At 27.8% G+C, this 21571-nt stretch carries 14 protein-coding genes, 1 tRNA gene and 1 riboswitch; of the genes, 3 read left to right on the top strand and 12 right to left on the bottom strand.

What is annotated here, in order from left to right; translation table 11 throughout:
• Positions 1-33: 33 nt before the first annotated feature.
• Positions 34-2559 carry a transglycosylase domain-containing protein gene (locus psyc5s11_RS06690; protein ID WP_224036840.1) on the top strand — a complete coding sequence of 842 codons (2526 nt, stop codon included), beginning with the start codon at positions 34-36 and terminating at the stop codon, positions 2557-2559.
• Positions 2560-2909: 350 nt separating this feature from the next.
• Here the strand turns inward: psyc5s11_RS06690 and psyc5s11_RS06685 are convergent, their stop codons facing one another.
• Both psyc5s11_RS06685 and ndk read right to left on the bottom strand, forming a co-directional pair.
• Positions 2910-3767: a YcdB/YcdC domain-containing protein gene (locus psyc5s11_RS06685; RefSeq protein WP_224036839.1), complete on the bottom strand. Its 858-nt coding sequence runs from the start codon at positions 3765-3767 to the stop codon at positions 2910-2912.
• A 345-nt stretch (positions 3768-4112) separates the two neighbouring features.
• Positions 4113-4532 (bottom strand): nucleoside-diphosphate kinase, encoded by a 420-nt coding sequence (gene ndk / locus psyc5s11_RS06680; RefSeq protein WP_224036838.1) that lies wholly within the window; start codon positions 4530-4532, stop codon positions 4113-4115.
• A gap of 182 nt (positions 4533-4714) precedes the next feature.
• On the opposite strand from ndk, the gene psyc5s11_RS06675 reads away from it, so the two are divergent.
• Positions 4715-4987 (top strand): acylphosphatase, encoded by a 273-nt coding sequence (locus tag psyc5s11_RS06675; RefSeq protein WP_224036837.1) that lies wholly within the window; start codon positions 4715-4717, stop codon positions 4985-4987.
• Between the two features lie 664 nt (positions 4988-5651).
• On the opposite strand, the gene psyc5s11_RS06670 is transcribed toward psyc5s11_RS06675, so the two are convergent.
• Positions 5652-7040, bottom strand: coding sequence for an amino acid permease (locus psyc5s11_RS06670; RefSeq protein ID WP_224036836.1), 1389 nt, complete (start codon positions 7038-7040; stop codon positions 5652-5654).
• A 658-nt stretch (positions 7041-7698) separates the two neighbouring features.
• A riboswitch (glycine riboswitch) is annotated at positions 7699-7785 on the bottom strand.
• A gap of 262 nt (positions 7786-8047) precedes the next feature.
• On the bottom strand, positions 8048-8788 hold the full coding sequence (locus psyc5s11_RS06665; protein WP_224038141.1) for a phosphatase: 741 nt from the start codon (positions 8786-8788) through the stop codon (positions 8048-8050).
• Positions 8789-9268: 480 nt separating this feature from the next.
• On the opposite strand from psyc5s11_RS06665, the gene psyc5s11_RS06660 reads away from it, so the two are divergent.
• Positions 9269-10054, top strand: a complete 786-nt coding sequence (locus psyc5s11_RS06660) for an HAD family hydrolase (protein ID WP_224036835.1) — start codon at positions 9269-9271, stop codon at positions 10052-10054.
• Positions 10055-10186: 132 nt separating this feature from the next.
• Here psyc5s11_RS06660 and psyc5s11_RS06655 read toward each other — a convergent pair whose 3' ends face one another.
• The 8 genes from psyc5s11_RS06655 to coaE form a co-directional block, all read right to left on the bottom strand.
• Positions 10187-10690 (bottom strand): TspO/MBR family protein, encoded by a 504-nt coding sequence (locus psyc5s11_RS06655; protein WP_224036834.1) that lies wholly within the window; start codon positions 10688-10690, stop codon positions 10187-10189.
• A gap of 241 nt (positions 10691-10931) precedes the next feature.
• Positions 10932-12920 carry a sensor histidine kinase gene (locus psyc5s11_RS06650; protein ID WP_224036833.1) on the bottom strand — a complete coding sequence of 663 codons (1989 nt, stop codon included), beginning with the start codon at positions 12918-12920 and terminating at the stop codon, positions 10932-10934.
• Between the two features lie 2 nt (positions 12921-12922).
• A complete protein-coding gene (locus psyc5s11_RS06645) occupies positions 12923-14839 on the bottom strand; it encodes a sensor histidine kinase (protein ID WP_224036832.1) in 1917 nt (638 codons plus the stop codon).
• Positions 14840-15027: 188 nt separating this feature from the next.
• On the bottom strand, positions 15028-17325 hold the full coding sequence (locus psyc5s11_RS06640; protein WP_224036831.1) for a YhgE/Pip domain-containing protein: 2298 nt from the start codon (positions 17323-17325) through the stop codon (positions 15028-15030).
• A gap of 52 nt (positions 17326-17377) precedes the next feature.
• Complete coding sequence (locus psyc5s11_RS06635) at positions 17378-19672, bottom strand: YhgE/Pip domain-containing protein (protein WP_224036830.1); 2295 nt, start codon at positions 19670-19672, stop codon at positions 17378-17380.
• Positions 19673-20114: 442 nt separating this feature from the next.
• Positions 20115-20198 (bottom strand) — tRNA-Leu (locus psyc5s11_RS06630).
• A gap of 100 nt (positions 20199-20298) precedes the next feature.
• Positions 20299-20934 (bottom strand): lytic transglycosylase domain-containing protein, encoded by a 636-nt coding sequence (locus psyc5s11_RS06625; RefSeq protein ID WP_224036829.1) that lies wholly within the window; start codon positions 20932-20934, stop codon positions 20299-20301.
• Between the two features lie 16 nt (positions 20935-20950).
• Positions 20951-21550, bottom strand: coding sequence for a dephospho-CoA kinase (coaE, locus tag psyc5s11_RS06620; protein ID WP_224036828.1), 600 nt, complete (start codon positions 21548-21550; stop codon positions 20951-20953).
• Between the last annotated feature and the right edge of the window lie 21 nt (positions 21551-21571).

Genomic DNA, 21571 nt, shown 5'->3' with positions numbered 1-21571 from the left:
TTAAATTAAACCTTATAATTTTAGGAGGATAAAATGGCAGTTGATAATAAAGCTAAAAGAACAAGTAGTATTCCACAAAAGAAAAAGCCAACCAAACAAAAAAAAGTCAGAAAAATATTTAAAGGCATAACTTTTGGTTTACTATTTTGTTTTCTAGCAATTTTTGTAATAGGTGCAGGTTATGCTTTTGCTATTATAAAAACTACACCTCCTCTAAATGTTGATGCAGTATTATCATTAAATCAACCTTCAAGCTTATATGATAGCAATAAGGAATTTATGGATAATCTTCATACAGATGAGGAACGTTATGTTATAGATTCAAAAAAAATACCTACAAACTTAAAAAATGCTTTTGTATCCATTGAAGATGAAAGATTCTATTCACACAAAGGAGTAGATATTCAAAGAATTTTAGGTGCAGCATTTCTAGATGCAAAAAAAATAGCAACAGGGCAAAAGGGGTTACACGGAGCTTCTACATTAACCCAACAATTACTTAAAAACACAATTTTAACTAATGATTTTTCTATGGAAAGAAAAATTAAAGAAGCGTATTTAGCAATTAATTTAGAAGACAGATTAACTAAAGATCAAATTTTAACAGCATATTTAAATACAATTCCTTTAGGTGGGCATGCATATGGAGTAGAAGCTGCTTCTTTATTATACTTCAGTAAAAGTACTTCTGATTTATCTTTAATTGAGTGCGCATATCTTGCAGGTATAACTCAAGCTCCAACTACCTACAGTGCTTATAATAAAGATAATTTAAAAGATCCAACGCCATATATTAATAGAACTATTACAGTTTTAAGCCAAATGCACAAACTTCAATATATTGATGATGTTACATACGATAAAGCTGTTAGTGATGTAAAAAATGGTGCATTAGTATTTAAATCAAGTAAAAAAGATTATAGATTGAACTATGAATGGTTTGTATACCCTGCTGTATCTGCTGTAAAAGAAGATTTAAAAGAAAAATATAAATATACTGATGAAGAAGTATCACAATTAATAGTAAATGGTGGTCTTAAGATTTACACAACAATGAACAGATCTCTACAAGATTTTACTCAAACTACTTTAGATAATTACAGTAATCTAGGAATTGGCAATAAAGAAACCTATGATAAGGATGGTGTTCCTTTATTACAAGCATCTGCTACTATTATGGATTACAGAACTGGTAATGTTCTTGCAATGGTTGGAGGACGCGGAAAACAGCAGCCACAATCAACCAATAGAGCTTATAACGATTTAAGACCTATTGGTTCTTCAACTAAGCCCTTAACAGTATATGGTCCTGGAATTGATCAAAAGATTATAACAGCTGCTACACCTATAGATGATGCTCCATTACTTGAAAACAAATTAGATAATGGTAACTCTTATAATCCTTCAAATTCTCCAAATGAATATTTAGGACTCATTAGTTCAAGAGATGCTCTTACTCATTCTAAAAATGTTGGTGCCGTTATAACTGAATCTAAAATTGGATTAAAAACCGGTATCTCTTATGGAGAAAAATTAGGTCTAAAATATAATGCTGCATCTAAATCGTCAATTGCGTCTCTTGCTTTAGGTCAATTTAATAATGATCCTAACGATAGAGATGGTGGTAATTCTTATATTTTAGCTGGAGCTTTTGGTGCTTTTGGTAACAATGGTATATATACAAAACCTGTATTATATACAAGAGTTGTTGATTCAACAGGAAAAACTATACTTGATAATACTAAAACTAAGCAAACTCAAGTATTTTCACCTCAAGCTGCCTATATCCTATACGATATGTTAAAAGGACCAGTAAATGAGTATAATGCCACTGGTGCCAAATGGGGAGATATGCCCGTTGCTGGTAAAACTGGTACTACTACTAATTCTACTGATTTATGGTTTGCAGGGCTTTCACCATACCTTTCTGCCTCTGTTTGGGTTGGTTATGATAAACCCGAAAAACTTATTGGTAGTTCAAGTGGATGTGCTAGTATTTGGGGAATATTAATGGCTAAAGCACATGAAGGTCTTGCCATTAAAGATATAGAAGAACCAAGTGGTATAGCAAAAGTTAGTGTTTGTAAAGATTCTGGTTTACTTCCTAGTTCTATATGTAGTCAAGATCCTAGAGGAAATAGAGTATCTGAAGAATTATTTATTGAAGGAACAGAACCGACAACAACATGCACTACTCACGTTGTTGCTAATGTAAATAGATTTACTAACAAACTTGCATCACCGATGACTCCTTCTTTATTGAGCAAAAGTGCAGTCTTTATAATAAAGGATAAGCCTAATCCTATTACAGCGGATTATTCTATGATTTTGCCATCAACTTATGACCCTGCAACTGAAAGTCCTGTGACGAATGCAACAAATGATGCATCTTCACCGACTGTTAATCTTAGTCCTCCTATTGTAACTAATTCTAATACACCTAACACTAGTAATAATGCTAATGATAATAAAAATAAAAGTAATAATAGCACACATAATCAATTAGGTCCTGGTGATACTAATCCTGGAAGTCCAGGGCAAACTCCAAATACAAATTAATTGTAGTAATCTACTTATTCATAAAATAAGGGATGTGAAAGAAAATAACAAGTCAAAGATGCGATGTATATTTTGTGTCAGACAAGGAGCAAAGGTTTGCTCATAGTTGGCTATTAGCGATCCTTTGCGACAAAGTATGACGCAAAATAGACTAGCATACTGACTTGTTATTAGATGCGATGTATATTTTGTGTCAGACAAGGAGCAAAGGTTTGCTCATAGTTGGCTATTAGCGATCCTTTGCGACAAAGTATGACGCAAAATAGACTAGCATACTGACTTGTTATTTCTTTGAACATCCCTAAATAAGAAAGAGATGATAATCTAAAACTAAATTATCATCTCTTTTTCTAATTTATTATTGCTTCTTTTTCGGCTCCATCTTTTAATATATTCTGTATATTTCCATTTTCAGAACTTATAAATATTTTCCAACTAATATTTACGTCTTTATCATTTTTACCATCTATATTTACAATATAACACACTTCATATATTTTGCTTGCTTTAGTATCTATCTTATTATCTGCATAAACTAGCTTTGTTTCATTTTTAACGCTTCCTTCTTTGTTAAACTTTTGAAACTCTTCTAATGCTATAGTTTTAGCTTCTTGCTCTGAAATATTTATTACAGATTCTTTATATTCTCTTTGCATTGTTGAATTGGAATATCCATCTAAAAAACCGTTTTCTTTATCAATGTTTAATTTTATTTCATCAAAATAAAATGGATATCCATTTTTCTGTTTAGTATATATAAATGAATAGTATGGTAAATATTTTGAGTCCTCATTGCTATTAATTGTTTTTAGCACTACTTCCCCATCATAGATGTTCTTCAAATATCCTTCTGCCAAAATTCTAGCTTCTTTCAAATTTAATTTAGTTGTATTATTAGGTATTTCCTTTTTAGTAAAACCAATTACATTATTGTTTTTATCTAAATCTATACCAAAACCTTTCGTTGCTATACTTCTATGAACTAAATCATTTTTACTATTTAATATTTTAATTCTCTCATATTTTATAGCATCTAAATTTTGTTCATTACTTATTGCATTAATTGAATATAGCTTAGTTATAAAGTTTTTAGATGCTTTAATATCCACTGCACCTGGTCCAATAAAATTATATAGTATTATAGCTATAATTATAATAAGAAATACTAAAGTAATACCTCCTATAATAGTAGCTTTTTTAAATTTCATTAATAACCTCCTCTACTAAGTTCATATTTTATTTTTATTATATCATATTTCTTATGCACATGAAAATAAATAACAAGTCCAAAACTGCCATGAATATTTTTCACCAGGCAAGGAAGTAAAGTGCCATCATAGCGGGCCTATTATGGCATTTTGCTGAAGCAGGGTGATTGAAAATAGACTGACAGATGGACTTGTTATTTTTTTATGTAACTTATTCAAAAAACATAAAAATGCCTGTTCTTTAGAATTAAATTATTCTTAGAACAAACATTTTTAATACCACACTATATATTCTAATCAACAATTTAATATAAAATCTTTGTTAGATTTTTCAACACTTTATTTTTACTTATTATTTTCTACTTCTGGAAACCATAATTCAATTTCTTCTTTTGCACTTTCTACAGTATCAGATGCATGAACACAATTTTCTGTTTTACTTCTAGCATATCTATGCCTTATAGTTCCTTCTGCCGCATCAGTTGGACTAGTCGCACCATTTATACTTCTTATTCTTGCAACTGCATCCTCACCCTTTAGAATTATTGCACATAATGGACTTCTTGTTATAAATGTTATAAGTTCTTCGTAAAAATCTTTTCCTTTATGTTGACAGTAATGCTTTTCTGCAATTTCTCTCGTAGCTTTCATAAGCTTTAACTCTACTATCTTAAGTCCATTAGCTTCATAACAACTTATAATGTTTCCTATTATATTCCTTTCAACTCCATCCGGTTTAATTAATACTACACTTCTTTCAATCATTTTAAGTCCTCCCTATCATGTAAATTATTTGATATTATTACCCACCATAAGAATATTATACTAATAATTCAGAAAATTTTAAATACTTTTATGATTTTATTCCATATTTATTATATTATGATATAATTTTTTTATAAATAAAACTAAAGTTTTGTAATTTTAAATAATCTGGAGGATAAAAAATGAATAGATATTCTATAGTCATAGATGGTAAAGTGCAAGGCGTTGGCTTTCGATATTTTACACAAATTACTGCTCTTACATTAAACTTAACCGGCTTTTGTGAAAATCTTATGAATGGTAACGTAAAAATTGAAGTTCAAGGATTAGAAGAAGACATTCATTCATTTATATCTAAAATTAAAACTGGAAATAATTTTTGTAGAGTTGATAACATAGATTTAATTAATATTCCACTAATAAATGATGAACATAAGTATAAAATTAAATATTAGTTTAGATATAGATAACCACAGTGGAACTCATACTTATGCGTATAACTCACCGAAATTGAATAAATGTTTATTCCAGCGGACTAAGAAAATTTCGCTGGAAGCCACTAAATGGAAGGTTGCACCCATTACAGTTTGCTCCAAATATAAAAGCACTGTGTGAAAGTTCTGCTGACCAAATATAAAATTTGGAGCATCACTTTTTGGACAAACTATAATGGAACAACCTGCCATTAAGTGGCTTCAACAGCTTATTTTGTAATGCCGCTTTCACAAACATTTATCCAATTTCTCTGTTTTTGTATACTCCTAAGTATAGTAAGTATTGAATATAATACCATGTATAAATACAACTTATGATGTGTTTATCTATATCAAAAAAATAACAAGTCTATTTTCCATCATAAATGAAGCTCGATTCGCTACGCTCACTGAGTAAGTGATTCACACCAAATCATAGATTTGAGTTCACTACTCACGTTGACAAATAGGCCAGCTATGAGGATAATTCATCTCCTTACCTGACGAAAAATATTCATGGTAACTTTGGACTTGTTATTTATTTTCATGTGCCTAATACGAACTAAAAGAGACATTTGCTTTGAATTAATAAAAATTCTGCAAATGTCTCTTCTCATATATTATCTTGTTCTACTTTTAAATTTTATTATATGTTTTCTATACAATCAATTGATTCTTCTTCATTTTTCTTTTTTGATTTAAGCATCTTGTAAATCAATCCAAGCATTATAAACCATACAGGTGTTACAAATAGGGCTACACGAGTTTCATTATTAAGTGCTAATGTAACTATAACAAAAGCAAAAAATGCTAGAATTATATAGTTTATGATTGGATAAAGTGGCATCTTGAATTTGCTCGAAGACGCAAGCTCAGGATTAGTTTTGTGATATTTTAGATGGCAGATAACTATAATTGCCCAAATAAATATAAAACAGAATGTTGATATACTTGTAATAAGTACAAATACCCCTTCTGGCATAATATAGTTCAAAATAACTGAAATCAAGATGACAATTGCAGAGAACATTGTAGCATTAGCAGGTACTTGATTAGACGTTAATTTTTTCATTGACACAGGTGCATTATTTTCTTTAGCAAGAGAATAAACCATACGACTTGTACTGAATATACCACTGTTACAAGCAGATGCAGCTGATGTTAGTACAACGAAATTTACTATACTTGCTGCTGCTGCAATTCCCACTGCCGCAAATACTTGCACAAATGGGCTTTTTTCTGGATTAATTGAATTCCATGGGTATATACTCATAATAACAATAAGTGCTCCAACATAGAAAATAATAATTCTAATTGGAATATTGTTAATAGCCTTTGGAATAACCTTTTCTGGATTTTCAGTTTCACCAGCTGTTAAACCAACTAATTCGATTCCAGTAAAAGCAAATACAACCATTTGGAATGAGAGGATAAAACCACTTGCCCCATTTGGGAACCAACCACCATTGTTCCAAAGGTTTGTAAAGCTAGATGCACCAGCATCTGTAGAAAATCCTTTAATAATCATAAATGTACCAATTATAATTAGTGCGAGTATTGCAACAACTTTAATTAATGCAAACCAAAATTCCATTTCACCAAAATGCTTTACTGCAGTAAGGTTCATAATTAGTAAAACTACAAGAACTACAAGGCTTGGAACCCACCTGGCTATATTAGGGAACCAATATTGCATATAAAGTCCTGTAGCCGTTACATCAGCCATAGCAAGAGAAATCCAGCAAAACCAATAGGTCCATCCCGTAATAAATGCTGCTCCGTTTCCTAGATAATCCTGTACAAAGTCTACAAAAGAATGGTAGTTTAAATTAGAAAGCAATAATTCCCCAAGGGCACGCATAACAAAAAAAAGAATTACGCCTGTTATCATGTACGCAAATAAAATAGATGGACCAGCCGAGTGAATGGACCTGCCTGCACCAAGAAATAATCCAGTACCAATTGCACCTCCAATTGCAAGTAATTGAACATGACGATTTTTTAGTCCTCTTGATAAATTTTTATTTTCTGACATATGTATTCCGCCTTTCTAAATCTGTATTACTGTTATTACAATTTTCTAGAGTTATTATTCGGTCATTGATACATAACTTACCATTTCAATGATTTCCAAATAATACTGTCGATTTTATCAATAAAACTTTAAATTCCTGATGCAATAAATTTGATAATAACATAAAAAAATCCCCCTAATTTTTATTAAGGAGGAGAATGAAAATTATTCAATTTACAATTTACAATTAATGACTTCAGGGTACCCTGTAAGCAATTTACAATTAAGAATAAAATCACTCCGTGATTTTTTATTATACATTTTTAGAAACCCTGCAAAAAAGTAAAAATCTTTGATTTGATTATTTTACCTTCCTACTTGAAATTTACCTACTTAATTGTTATCTATTAAATGTTCATTGTTAATTAATATATTCCTTCCCCTGTCCTTTTACCTGAGAGTTTCAGCAAGCTAATTAACAATTTGTAACTCACACTTCAAAATTGAGGATGAAATTTGATAGAAATTTATTAAGTATTCTACTTTCAAATCTTATAATGAAAAGTAAAAATAAAAATCTATGATTTTATTCCTTAATTGTTCATTGTTAATTGTTAATTGTTAATTGTTATAGCCTTGCTCCTTCGGTGCTCACTAAAAATGAGTCTCTCCAGAGGCTCGTCCAGCAACGGTCCTTATACCTGAAATATTTCGCTCTTCGGTGTGTTATTATCAATTATAATAACAACTCTCCCATTGCCTTCATCCGAACGTTTTATTAAATTGTATCTTTATTTTATGTATTAAATTATATAAGGATTTTCTTATTAATGCAAGTAATTTTAATTTTTTAATCATAATTATTAAACTTTTGTGAAATAATCATCCTTTATATTATGAATTTTTATAATTTATTCCAATTTATTTGTATATTTTAATAAAAATATTATATATTTTATTTTTTATTAAAGTTACTTAAAAAAAGGTAGAAAATATATTTTCTACCTTTAAACACGAACATATTAAATTTATAGTGATTGTATAATCAAATCTTCTAACTTACCTTTTTTCTTTAATTTTAATAACAATTCATTTGGGTCGTTATTTATTATAAGTTCTTCTGGAAAATCTATTGATTCTAACATATTAATTGCTTCTGTAAATTCTCCTATTAAAGTACAAAAATGTGCATCACTATTTATTATTAATTTAGCATTATACTTTTTACATAATAAAGCTATTTCCGTGCAATTACTAAAACTTCCCACTCTAGATGTTCTAAATGAACTATTATTAATTTCTATTAAAACATCATTTTCAATAGCACATTTTATTACTTTTTCAAAGTCAACTGGAACTCCTGGATTTCCAAGATGACCTATAATATCAACTTTTCCACCTTTTATCACATTAATGAAAGCTCTTGTGTTTTCTTCAATATTACCAACTTTATAAACCTCATCATGTATACTTCCAATTACAATATCCAATTTACCTAATGTAATATCATCCATATCTAAATTTCCATCATAATCGATTATGTTAGCTTCTGTTCCATAAAGCATAGTAACTCCATACATTTCCCTTGGTAGAACCTTGTAATTATTAAAATACCAAATGTGTGGAGAATGAGGCATACTAATTCCATGCTCTGTAGTTCCAAGTACTTTTATGCCCTTTTCTGAAGCAGCCTTTGCATTTTCCATTAATGTTGAATAAGCATGCCCACTAGCTATAGTGTGAGTATGTACATCTAATGCATATTTCATTAAATCACCCTTTTCATTATTTTTATTTGATTGTGCCTTATACTCTCTTTTAACTATTATATTATCATACTTCAATTAGCAATTAAACCATTCAACTTTACCGAAAACATTTACTTTTAAAATAAGGCACATGAAAATAAATAACAATTCCAAAGTTGCCATGAGTATTTTTCATCAGGCAAGAAGACGAATTGCCCTCATAGCGGGCCTATTAGGGCAATTTGCCGACGTGAGCAGTGAACCCAAATCTATGATTTGGTGTAAATCGCTTACTCAAGAAGAGCGAATGCGAATCGAGCTTCCATTATGATGGAAAATAGTCTGCCAAATGGACTTGTTATTTTTTTGACTGTGCCTAATACTACATATATATAGATAAACTTATTTTTCAAAAGTTCTGTAATCTTTCTTAGATTACAAATATGTGATATTATTAAAAATGTATATATCTTAAACTTGAAAGAAATGAAAGGAGTTTTTATGATTAAATTAATTGCAACAGATATGGATGGAACACTATTAGATGAAAATGGGAATTTGCCAAATGGATTTACTGACATTTTAGATCGCGTAAGAGCAAAAAATATTAAACTAGTTGTTGCTAGTGGTAGACCTTACTACACATTACAAACTAACTTCGGACCTATAGGCAGATATTTATCTTTCATATGTGAAAATGGAGCTTTAGTTGTCGATAATAATAAAATAATATATGAAAGCGTCATTGATAATGATATTGTTACTGAGTTAATTAAATCTTCAAAGGAAACAGATGGAAATGTAACAATTTTATGTTCAGCAAAATGTGCTTATGTTGAAGAATGTTCTGATGAACATTTGACTGAAATAAAAAAATATTATACAACTTTAGAAATTGTGGCTGATTTAAATAACATTACTGATGATATAGTTAAGGTTACTTTTTGTAACTTAGAAAATTCTTCTGAAAATTTGAATACTATATTCAAGCCTAAATTTGAAGATAAATTAAATGTAGTAGGTTCTGGTGAAATATGGATTGATATTTCAAATAAAGGCGTTAACAAAGGGCTTGCTTTAAAAAGTTTAATGGAAACTGATAATATATCTAAAGAAGAAACTATGGTTCTTGGAGATTATTATAATGATATAGAAATGCTTCAGCAAGGTGAATACAGTTTTGTAATGGAGAATTCTCCAGAAGACATGAAACAATATGGAAAATACATAGCTGCAAGTAATGTAGAACATGGTGTTTTAAGAGCTATACTTGAATATGCCCTTTAGATAATTGACAATGGACAGTGTACAATTGACAATTGATTATGGAATTACTCGTAATTTCTTTAACTTTATATTTTACTGAAAAGCTATAAGCTTTTCTTCCTTAATTGTCAATCGTCCATTGTTAATTGTTAATTACATTTCGTTTAACATCCAAATAAAGAAGTTTAAGACTCCAGCATATATAATCCAAATTAAATATGGAAATAATAATATTGCTGCTTTCTTCCCAGCCTTTTTGTAGAATCTCTTTATTGTTAACATCACAAACAAAAATAGCACGACAAGCTCCAAAAATGCCAATCCATATAATTTAAATCCAAAGAAAATAAATGTCCATAAGAAATTCAGCAATAATTGTATAGCGTAAACAAACAGAGCAGAGCTTACATCAATATTATCATATTTTAGCACGTATACCTTATATGACGCTATCCCCATAAGTATATAAAGAATTGTCCAAGCAATTGGGAACACTATTGATGGAGGCGAAAAACTGGGTTTAACTAAATCCCCATATATTGAACTAATATTTGGAATAAGTACTGACGTAATTCCACCAATTAAGAATGGTATTCCTATAGATATAATTAGGGGCATAATTTTAATTTTCTTCTTTTCCCTTGATTTACTTATCATATATTCCCACCTTAAATTTTAATTAATTTCACATAAGGCACATGAAAATAAATAACAAGTCCAAAGTTGCCATGAATATTTTTCATCAGTCAAGGAGACGAATTGCCCTTATAGTGGCCCTATCAGGTCAATTTGCCTACGTAGCATGATGGAAAATAAGCTGGCAAATGGACTTGTTATTTTTTTGATTGTGCCTAACTAATCTAATATATGTAACTTCGCTTAAAACTATGTATCTATATTATTCAATATAGATGTCTGAAAACTCTACATCTATCTTTTCTTCTAATGGATTTGTCTCCCAATTTTCATGAATAAATTCACAATCAGATTGTATCATCACTCTAGGCATAGTAATTATAAATTCATTTCCGCTATTATTTGATATGATATTTATATTTCCACCTTGAAGTTCAATTAATGCTTTAGTTAAAAATAATCCTAGTCCGCTACCCTCTTTAAGTCTATTAAAAGCTTTATTTAGTTTGGTAAATTTATCAAAAATATATGGTATAGTCTTTTTATCAATTTTCAAGCCATCATTTTTAACTTTTATAATTACATGATTATCCGCATCTGTACCTACGTTAACATCTATATTTCCACCCTTTTTACCGTATTTAACAGAGTTTGAAAGTATGTTTAATATAATTCTTGTAATCATTTCTTTGTCACATTTAACATAAATTTCTTCTTCATCTGCATCAAAAGTTAATGTGTTCTCAATTAATTGTATATATTTATTTGATGCAGTGGATATATTCTCCACGAGTTCAACTATATTATGTATTTTATAATCTGGAATCATATATCCTTCTGAAACTTTGTTAGCATCTATAAAATTGTTTATTGTTCTAATTAGTCTTAAACAATTTTGCTTTATTATCTTTCTATTTCTATTGATGCCCTCTATATTACTTTCATCCACATAAATTTGATTAACCTGTAATGCAGCAAATATTAGATTTATAGGTGTTTTTAATTCATGGGAAATATTGGAGAAAAATTCTTTTTTTATTTCTTCTTCTTGTAAATACTCTTCAAGAACTTTTTTTATCTTTATGTTTTCATTTATTTCACTTATATCATGAACATAAAGGATTTTACTTTTTTCATCTATATAAGATAAAAATATTTCAACATCTAATTTTGTATGTTTCATTTTTGCAAAAGGAATATAATTTCCGGAATCTTTTATCTCTTCTAAAGTAATATCAAAATACTTTCCAATAAATTCATTTAACTCCATTCCGAAAGCTTCATCACTTTCGATATCCAAAGTTACTAATGTTTTTTTATTAATATATTGAAGCTTGTCGTTGTAAAATAAAAATACACCACCATAAATTGAATCTATTAATTGATTATTTTTATCTTGGCTTTTTTTTAGCACTACATTAACTTCATTTAATATGGAATTTCTCTTTTTCAAAATTGAATTAAGTTCTCTCTTTGTTTTTGTTGCTATTTCTATATTATCATTAATTTTTATTAATGAATTATCTAATACTTTACTTATTATATAATTGTAAAATTTGTAAAACGTAATACATTTTATAAATACTATAATTTCAGCAATTTCCTTATATCCGCTAATTAAGCATAATAATCCAAAGTAATACAATAATATAGAAAACATATAAAATATTATTTTTCTAAATTCATCAATAGGAAATTTTTTTCTATTTCTTACCATATTTTCTAAAGTAGATATACATGTTCCTATACTTATTATTACACTTAATGCAACAGTTCCAATGAAAAATGATGATCTATAAAGCGTATAATTCACCTTAAATACATAAAACAACATTACCAATAATATAGAATAACTAATACAAATTATTATGCTTTTAAAAGAACTCTTTTTAAACTTAAAAAAATTTTCTATCTCACAGGACTCAAACGTAGATTGTATACTAAATAGAAAAATAAAATAAATTTTAGAAGTATGTTGAAACAAATATACAAATCCAATTATATTTAAAATAATTATTATAATTGACACTAAATATGCTAATTCAAAACTTTTCATAAATGTTTTATCAATATATTTTGTTCTTATTATATTTACGTAAATGAAAACTACAATCATAGCAATTGTTATTATACTATTTAATAGCAAATAAATATTAAAATCTTTAGTAAGAATAGAATATATAATTAATAATACAGCTGCAATAATGATATTTATTCTACTATCATTTTTATTAATTTTAATTTTATACATGTCTACTCTCCTTTTTTAAATTCCATACATATAGTTGTTCCCACATCTTCATTTCTTTTTATTTCTATATTTCCACCTTGCAATTCTACTAGCTGCTTCACTACACTAAGTCCTATTCCCGTACCACTTTTAGAATCTGTTTTAATATCTTCACCAACAGAATATCTATTAAATGCTTGATATATAAATTCTTGTTCAATTCCACTTCCACTATCTTTTACAGATACATTAACCTTATCATTATTATCACATATTATTACATATATCTTGCCACCATCTGGAGTGAATTTCACAGCATTGGAAACTAAATTTAAAATTATTCTATCCATAAATTCATGATCTATATCTAAATAACATTCTTCCGTATTAGTATCAAAAATCAAATCTATATTATTCCATTTTACATAATCAATTAATGACATTACATTTTCTTCAATAACAGCTACTATATTAATATTCTTTAACCTTGGAACTAAATAATGAGAATTTATTTTTGAATTATCTATTAAATTATTAGTTAACTTAATTAATGAAATACAATTTTGTTTACATATATTATTATATTTATTCAATACTTCTAAATCTTTCTTTTTAATATATATCTTTTCAACCTGCATTGCTGAATAAATCACATTTATTGGCGTTTTTAAATCGTGACTTATACTCGAAAGAAATTCAGTTCTAATACTCTCTTCAATTTTTTTATTTTCAACTTCTTTTCTTATTTCTTTTATTTGTACTTTTGAAGTATTATCTTTAATTAGTATCAATTTCTTTGTGGAATCTGAATAAGTTTTTAAAAATTTTGCTTCAATGTATTTTCTTGTATCTCCTATGTAAAAAATTGCATTATAATCTTTATTTTTCATATTATCTGGCATAAATTCTATATATTTCTTTACTTTTTTATTTATTATGTCTCTTGTTTTAGAAATACCAGCAAATTTTAAAAATTGTTTATTTACAAATAAAATTCTATCATTATCTACATTTAAAATTATAATTGGATGAGGCATAAATCTAAAAAATGTAGAATATAAATATTCTTTGCTTTTCAAAAGACTTATTGACTTTTCTAATTGATTATTTCCAACTGCTATTTTATGATTTAATTTATCTAATTCTTTATTTTTTTCAATTAATGAGTTTGATAAAGTTTTATATGGTTCCCTAATTACTTTAATAATTATGAAATTCCAAATTATCCTGAAGTTTATTAAATATATGATCTCAATTAATATATTTACTGTCTCCTGACTGTTATTATAAAATCCGTATATATTGGCTATTAATATTATTATTGTAGAAAATATATAACTATTTAAAATATTATTTTCTTGTTTTTGGGGAATTATTGATTTTTTCATATTTAAAATTATTTTTACAATTAACGGTATTTCTACAATTAAATATACAATTTTTATGTAATTTATAATCATTTCAAAATAATAAATTATTCCTAGACTTGTAATGATTAAAATAAATATCCAGTAAGATTGATTTTTCAGTTCTTTATTTTTAAAATAGTATTCACTTAATGCATAACAACAAAAAGTTTCTATTAATAAAATGCTTTCTTTACTCACAGCTATGTATATCATCGTAAATTGACTCAAAAAATCTTTTTCGTTAATGTTTATTATAAATCCAACTGCTGATATAAAAATCATTAGTGAAAAGAATACAATTACAATCTTTGAAATATATTGCTTATAAAATTTTCTAACTTGCTCTATTAATACAAATAAAACTATACTTAGAATTATGTAGTACCCTCTAAACATTAGAGGTATATTTATCTTGCAATTATTAGTTATAAAATTTAATATAATATATGTAAATATACTAGTTGCAAAAATATATATATCTGTATATTTATTAACAAAGAATTTATTTAATACTTTCCTATTTTCTTTCATCGTTCCCCCTATGATATGAAAATCATATCAAAATTACAACTTTATCATATTATTTCATCTTATATATTACGCCATTTCCATTTAAATGTATATATAGTAATTTTTATTTTAATCATATAACATAAGGCGCAATTAAAAAAATAGCCTCAATAAAAATATTGGGCTATTGATCCTAATTATATTGCACTTTAATGACGCACTATTCCACTCTGAGTTAACTTGTCTACAAACATTTTTATTAGTTTGCTCAATACTCCCTTTAATAATATACCCGTTATTAATGAAGCAAACATATATATTATTAAAATTACTATATCCTTTAATAATATTGAATATACTATGCCTGCCATTACTTGTCTCGTTGCATTTATAGCATATGTAAAAGGTAAAAATGGAAATAGTTTTTGAAATAGTATTGGCGTAACTTCAATCGGGAAATTTCCACTTGATCCAGCCATTTGCAATACTAGTAATACTACAATTATTGCTTTTCCAACATCATGTAATATGCTAGCTGCAGTATATATGATAATCACAAATACAATACTAATAAATACACTTATACAAACAAACATTATTGGGTGAACAGCATAACTTTTCAAAATAGCTAAAGCTCCTACACTTGCAACTATTGCTTGACATATTCCAAGTGAAATAAATAATAGTAATTTTCCTAAATACATTTCATAAGGCCTAATGTTTGTCCCATCTTCAAATTCAGGTGCTCCCTGTGATAATAATGCAGAAGCAAGTAACCCCCCAACCCATAGGCAAAGTACTGTATAAAACGGAGTGGCTGTCGAACCATAATTCGGAAATGAAAACAATCTATTGTCTTCTATTTCAACTGGGCTGTCCATGAAATCACTTTGATTTTCCCAACTACTTGTCATCATATCTAATAATTTATCTATTTTATCGTCCTCATCCATATCTTTAAGTTTATCCGATAATTCATGAATTTTATCTTTAGCATCAGGAATTTTTTCTTTTAAGTTATTTAACTCCTGATTAGATAAGTTTGTTGCGTCCTTAGAAACACTTAATAACTTTTCTACTTCCGGTAATGTATCCCGTCCTTCTTGTACTAATACTAATCCGTTATCTAAAATACCTCTAATTGAATCAAACCCATTTGTAACTGCGGGTACAATTTCAGAATCATAGCTATCTGTAATGTCTGCAACTAAAGTATGAACCTCATCTATTACTTTTATCATATCCCGAAGTGTTTGGGTGTCTAATTTTTCACCATTTTCTAATTTTGTGAGTTCATCATCTGTCCTATTAATTAATATATCAAGCTTTTCATCAATAATATCTAATTTATCTATAGTCTTAGAAATTATTTTACTCACATCTTTTAAGTTTTCTTGCATGCTTTCCAATGATTTTTCTTGCTTTTTCAGATTTTCTTGTATTGATTTTATATTGTCAGGTGTTTCAATATTGTCACCAACTGAAGGTAATTCAACTTTTATCTTACTCACATTGTCTATAAATTTTTTTAAACTCTTAAGTTTAGACTTAGTTGAACTGACTGTTTCTTGTGTTGCTTTAGCCGAATCCGATACTGCTGTCAAAGTTTTTTTAGCCATTTCCGGCAATATTTTTTGATCTAGATTTTTAAGTTCTATACTTGAATTATCAAGTATGTTTTCAGACATAACTAGATCTTTTTTTATTATTGGGGATATATCAGATAATTCACCTTGTGTTTCATCCAAAACTGATTGACTGTTATCTAAAAAGTCATTAGTTAAATCAAGAGTATCTGATACAGTGGGAATCATATCATTACTCTTATCCAACACTTTTGAAAGATCTTCTGTTCCACCAATAGCTTCATCCACTAATGCTTCAAGTTCTGGCATATTTTCATCCAATTCATGGATATTATCAACTATTTTCCTTATTTTTTCTCTATTATTTTGTATATCTATTCCTTTTTCATTACAAACTTTAAATAATATTCCTGAAACAGATTTTACTATATTATCATCTATTTGACTCTTTACAGTTTTTACTCCTGCATCTGTCATTTTAGGCGCTACTGCATTTTTCTTCTCATTTACAGTATATATTAACTTAGGTTTTACAACATCTTTCTCAGCCAATGTCGTAGAATCTTTAGAAAAATCCTCTGGTATTTCAATTGTTGCATAATATTTTTCTAATAACAACCCTTGTTTAGCAGTTTCTATATTATCTATAAAAACCCAACCTAATTTATCATTGTCCTTAAGCTTGTTAACTAATTCTTCACCTAAATTTATATCCTGTTCTTTAAAAACAGTTCCTTTATCCTCATTTATTACCGCAACCTTTATACCATTTGTATTAGAATATGGATCCCATGAGGCATCTATATTTATTAGCGAATATAAGGATGGAATAATTATAAGTATTATCATCATAACTATTGCTACCCAATTAGTAAATATTTTAGTCATATCTCTTTTGTAAATTCTAAATGCATTCTTCATAATTTAATCCCTCTAATATATATTTATATACATTTTAATTAATATGATCATATTAGCTGATCATTATTGAACTTTCTTTTAGTTTTTCAACAATTTTCCTTCTCTTTTTATTTGTAACTTTTTTAAACAAAATTCCAATAATAATAGATATCATCATAAATGCACACAGTATAGCACTGTCTCTAATTAATATTGAATATACTATTCCAGCCATTACTTGTCTCATTCCACTTATTGCATAATTAAAAGGAAGTATTGGAAATATTTTTTGAAAAATTGATGGATTAACTTCTATTGGAAAATTACCACTAGTTCCAGCTACTTGTATTACTAATAATACTACACCTATTATTATTCCTGTATGTCCCCAAATACTAACAGCAGTATAAATTATAATCATAAAAACAACACTCACAAATATGGAATAAAATACAAACATTATTGGATGAACTGCATAAACCTTTAATAGAAATAATGCTCCCGTACTAGCTACTATTGCTTGTCCTATGCCTATTGCTAAAAACAATAACATCCTACCAAAATATAACTCATTATGTGTTAATTTTTTCCCTTCCTCTAATGAATGTGCATCTGTGCCAAGTATAATTGAAAGCATATATCCACCAATCCATAAACAGAGAACTGTATAAAATGGAGTAACTGCTGATCCATAATTAGGCCATGAAAATAACCTATTGTCTTGAATTTCAACTGGACTTGCTAAAAAATCACTTTGATCTTCCCAGTTATTTGTTATCATATCCAATAATTCATCAATATCACCTTTGTTATCTATCTTTTTAAGCCTTCCTGCTAATTCATGAACATTATCTTTAATATCAGGAAACTTTTCTTTTAATTTATTTAATTGATCATTAGATAAATTTGATACATTTTGGAATGTATTTATTAATTCTTGAACATCTGGCAATATATTTTTCCCTTGAGCAGTTAAAATTGATCCTGCATCAGAAATCTCTCTCATTGAATCAATTCCGTTATTAACAGTTGGTACAATTTCTGAATCATACTTATCTAACGTATCTGAAATTAAAGTGTGTACATCATCTAATACTTTTCTTGTATCCGTAAGATTTTGAGTATTTAATTTTTCACCATTATTTAATTTCTGAATTTCTTCATTAGCTCTATTTATTGATTTATCAAGTTGCTCGTCAACAGTTTCCAACCTATCTATTACCTTTGAAATTGTTTTACTTTCCTCTTTTAATGCATCTTGTGCATTTTTCAAAGCATTTGCTTGCTTATCAATGCTTTGTTGCACTTTTGCTATTTGTTCAGAACTTTGAAGTGATTTATCAATTGATGGACTCGGAATTTCCATATTACTAAATTTATCAATTGATTTCTTTATCTTCTTAAGTTTTGATTTGGCATCATTAACACTTTCTTGTGTTGCCTTAGCAGTATCAGATACTGTTAATAATGTCTTTTTTGCTACTTCTGGTAATATCTTATCATCAATATTACCAAGAACTACACTTGAAGTATCAAGTAAATTTTCTGACTTAATTAATTCTTCTTTGATTCTTGGCGTATCATAATCTAAATCACCTTGAGTTTCATCTAAATAATCCTGAGTTTTATCTATAAATTCATTGGTAGCATCAAGTGTATCAGATGCTACTGGTATAATTTCATTTCCCTTCTCTAACAATTCAGAAGTACTTATTGTTCCATTGATAGCTTCATCCAATAGTACCTCTAGTTCTGGCATATTTTCATCTAATTTATAAACTGAATCTATTATATTTCTAAGCTCAGGTCTATTATTTTTTATATCCACTCCAACTTCATCACATATTCTAAATAATATTCCTGAAATACTCTTTACTATATTATCATCTAATTGACTTTTAACAGATTTTACACCTGAATCTGTTATTTTAGCTGCTATACCATTTTTCTTTTCATTTACTGTATATATTAACTTGGGTTTTACAACATCTTTTTTAGTTATTGTAGTAGCATCTTCTGAGAAACTTTCTGGTATTTCAATTGTTGCATAATACTTTTCTAATAATAAACCTTCCTTAGCAGTTTTCTTATCTACAAACACCCATCCCAATTTATCATTATCTTTTAATTTATCAACTAATTCATTACCTAAGTTTATGTCTTTTTCTTCAAAAACTGTACCCTTATCTTCATTAATTACGGCAACCTTTAACCCTTTAGTATTTTCATATGGATCCCAAGATGCTGATATATTTATTAAAGAATATAATGATGGTATTATTATTAATGCTATCACTACAATTGTTGCTGCCCAATTAGTAAATATATTCTTTATATCTCTTTTAAAAATATTTATTATATTCTTCATATTTTATTACCTCTGCTAGAAATTTATTTATGTTGCAATTAACAATGTACAATTTACAATTGTGGATGAAGCTCAAAGAGAAAGTTCTGCTAACCAAATATAAAATTTGGAGCATCACTTTTGGGACATTCACTTTTGGGACTCTCACTTTTTCTTACAGAATTTCTTAAATTTAAAATGAAGAATCATTTTTGCAACATATATATTTATTTATAGATTATATCACATAAAATGACTACAAGTCATTTTTATATTAATTATTAATATAAATTTAAAATATTATGTTAATGTAATTGATTTCTTAAGTTTTATCCACAAATTTAAAATATTCTGATATCTTACGCACTAAAAAACTATCAAACATTCCATCCATTTAAATTAGGTAGAATGTCTGATAGTTTTTCATCAATGGCTAATGTAGCCTTGATTAATAAATATAAATTGGTGCAGGTAACGGGACTTGAACCCGTACGCTATAAAACACACGCACCTCAAGCGTGCCTGTCTGCCATTCCAGCATACCTGCAAAATTATTAGTTAACTATTTAATAATAATTCATTTTTCTCAATAATTCAAGTAAGTTTTATAAAATCATTAAGTTAATTCTTAGTTTTATAACTAAGAATTAACTTAATAAATGCATATTTGAAAGGCCTTTAATCAATTTCAGTATTTTATCTTTGTTAAAATAACTTTCTGTTTCACCATAAATATATTCATATACATGATAATAAACATCTACTTTATCAACATATTTCTTTGTTTCTCCAAATGGTATATAATCTATACTTTTGCCATCTGACGAATATTTCTCATTTTTAAGCCATGTCTGTACGTTAGTTGGACCTGCATTGTAAGCGGCAATTGTTAGGTCTAAATCTCCATCAAAGGTATCATTTAACCGTCGTAGATACCAGCATCCCATTCTAATATTATATTCTTCGTCATATAAATCATCTTTAGAAAATGTAGTAAACCCCATTTCCTTAGCAGCCCATTCTCCTGTTTCAACAGTTATTTGCATAAGTCCTACAGCATTTTTATGTGAATGTGCATCATCATCAAATTTACTTTCAGTTTTTATTACTGCTAATACAAATAACGGGTCTAATTGGTATTTACTGCTATATTTATCTACATATTCTTTATACTTATAAGGAAAAAATTTCTCTTTTATAACATAGTTAGAACCTACTCCAATTGCTATTATAATTACAACTAAAACCACTAGTGTAGAAAAGATTTTTTTTATAAATTTCATTATTTTCTCCTTAAACCTAGCATATTAGTTTCATAAAATCAATTAAATCATAAACTTGCTTTTGAGTATCAATTAAATCAGTATTATTATCAATAATAATATTTGCATATTCCTTTTTTTCTTCCATAGGCATTTGAGAATTTATTCTGCTAACAGCTTCAACTTTAGTTAACTTATCCCTGTTCATAACCCTTTGAATTTGAACAGAATTATCAGCAAATACAAGAATAATATAATCCATTTCAACATGTAGATTATTTTCAATCAAAGTTGGGGCATCTATTATTACTATTTTTTCACCTTTTTTTTCATATGCCTTTATACTTTCTTCTATGCTTTGTTTAATATAAGGCATAATAATATCTTCATATTTTATTCTTTGTTTTGGGAATCTAAAGATATGATTTCCAAATTCTTTTCTTCTAAATTCGCCTCTCCAATCAAAAAATCCTGTTCCAAATTGCGTTCTAACCATTTCTAGTATTGGAGGATTCTTTTCCAATACTTCTTTAGCTATAAAATCTGCATCGATAATTTTAAATTTTTCTCGTCTTAAAATATCGCATACAGTACTTTTACCAGTACCAATTCCACCTGTTAAACCAACCTTAATCATTTTATTTATAACCACCCTTTT

The sequence above is a fragment of the Clostridium gelidum genome (genome assembly GCF_019977655.1).
GTDB lineage: Bacteria > Bacillota > Clostridia > Clostridiales > Clostridiaceae > Clostridium > Clostridium gelidum.
Note: the sequence above shows the minus strand (reverse complement) of the source record. Positions and strands in the feature narration are given on the sequence as shown.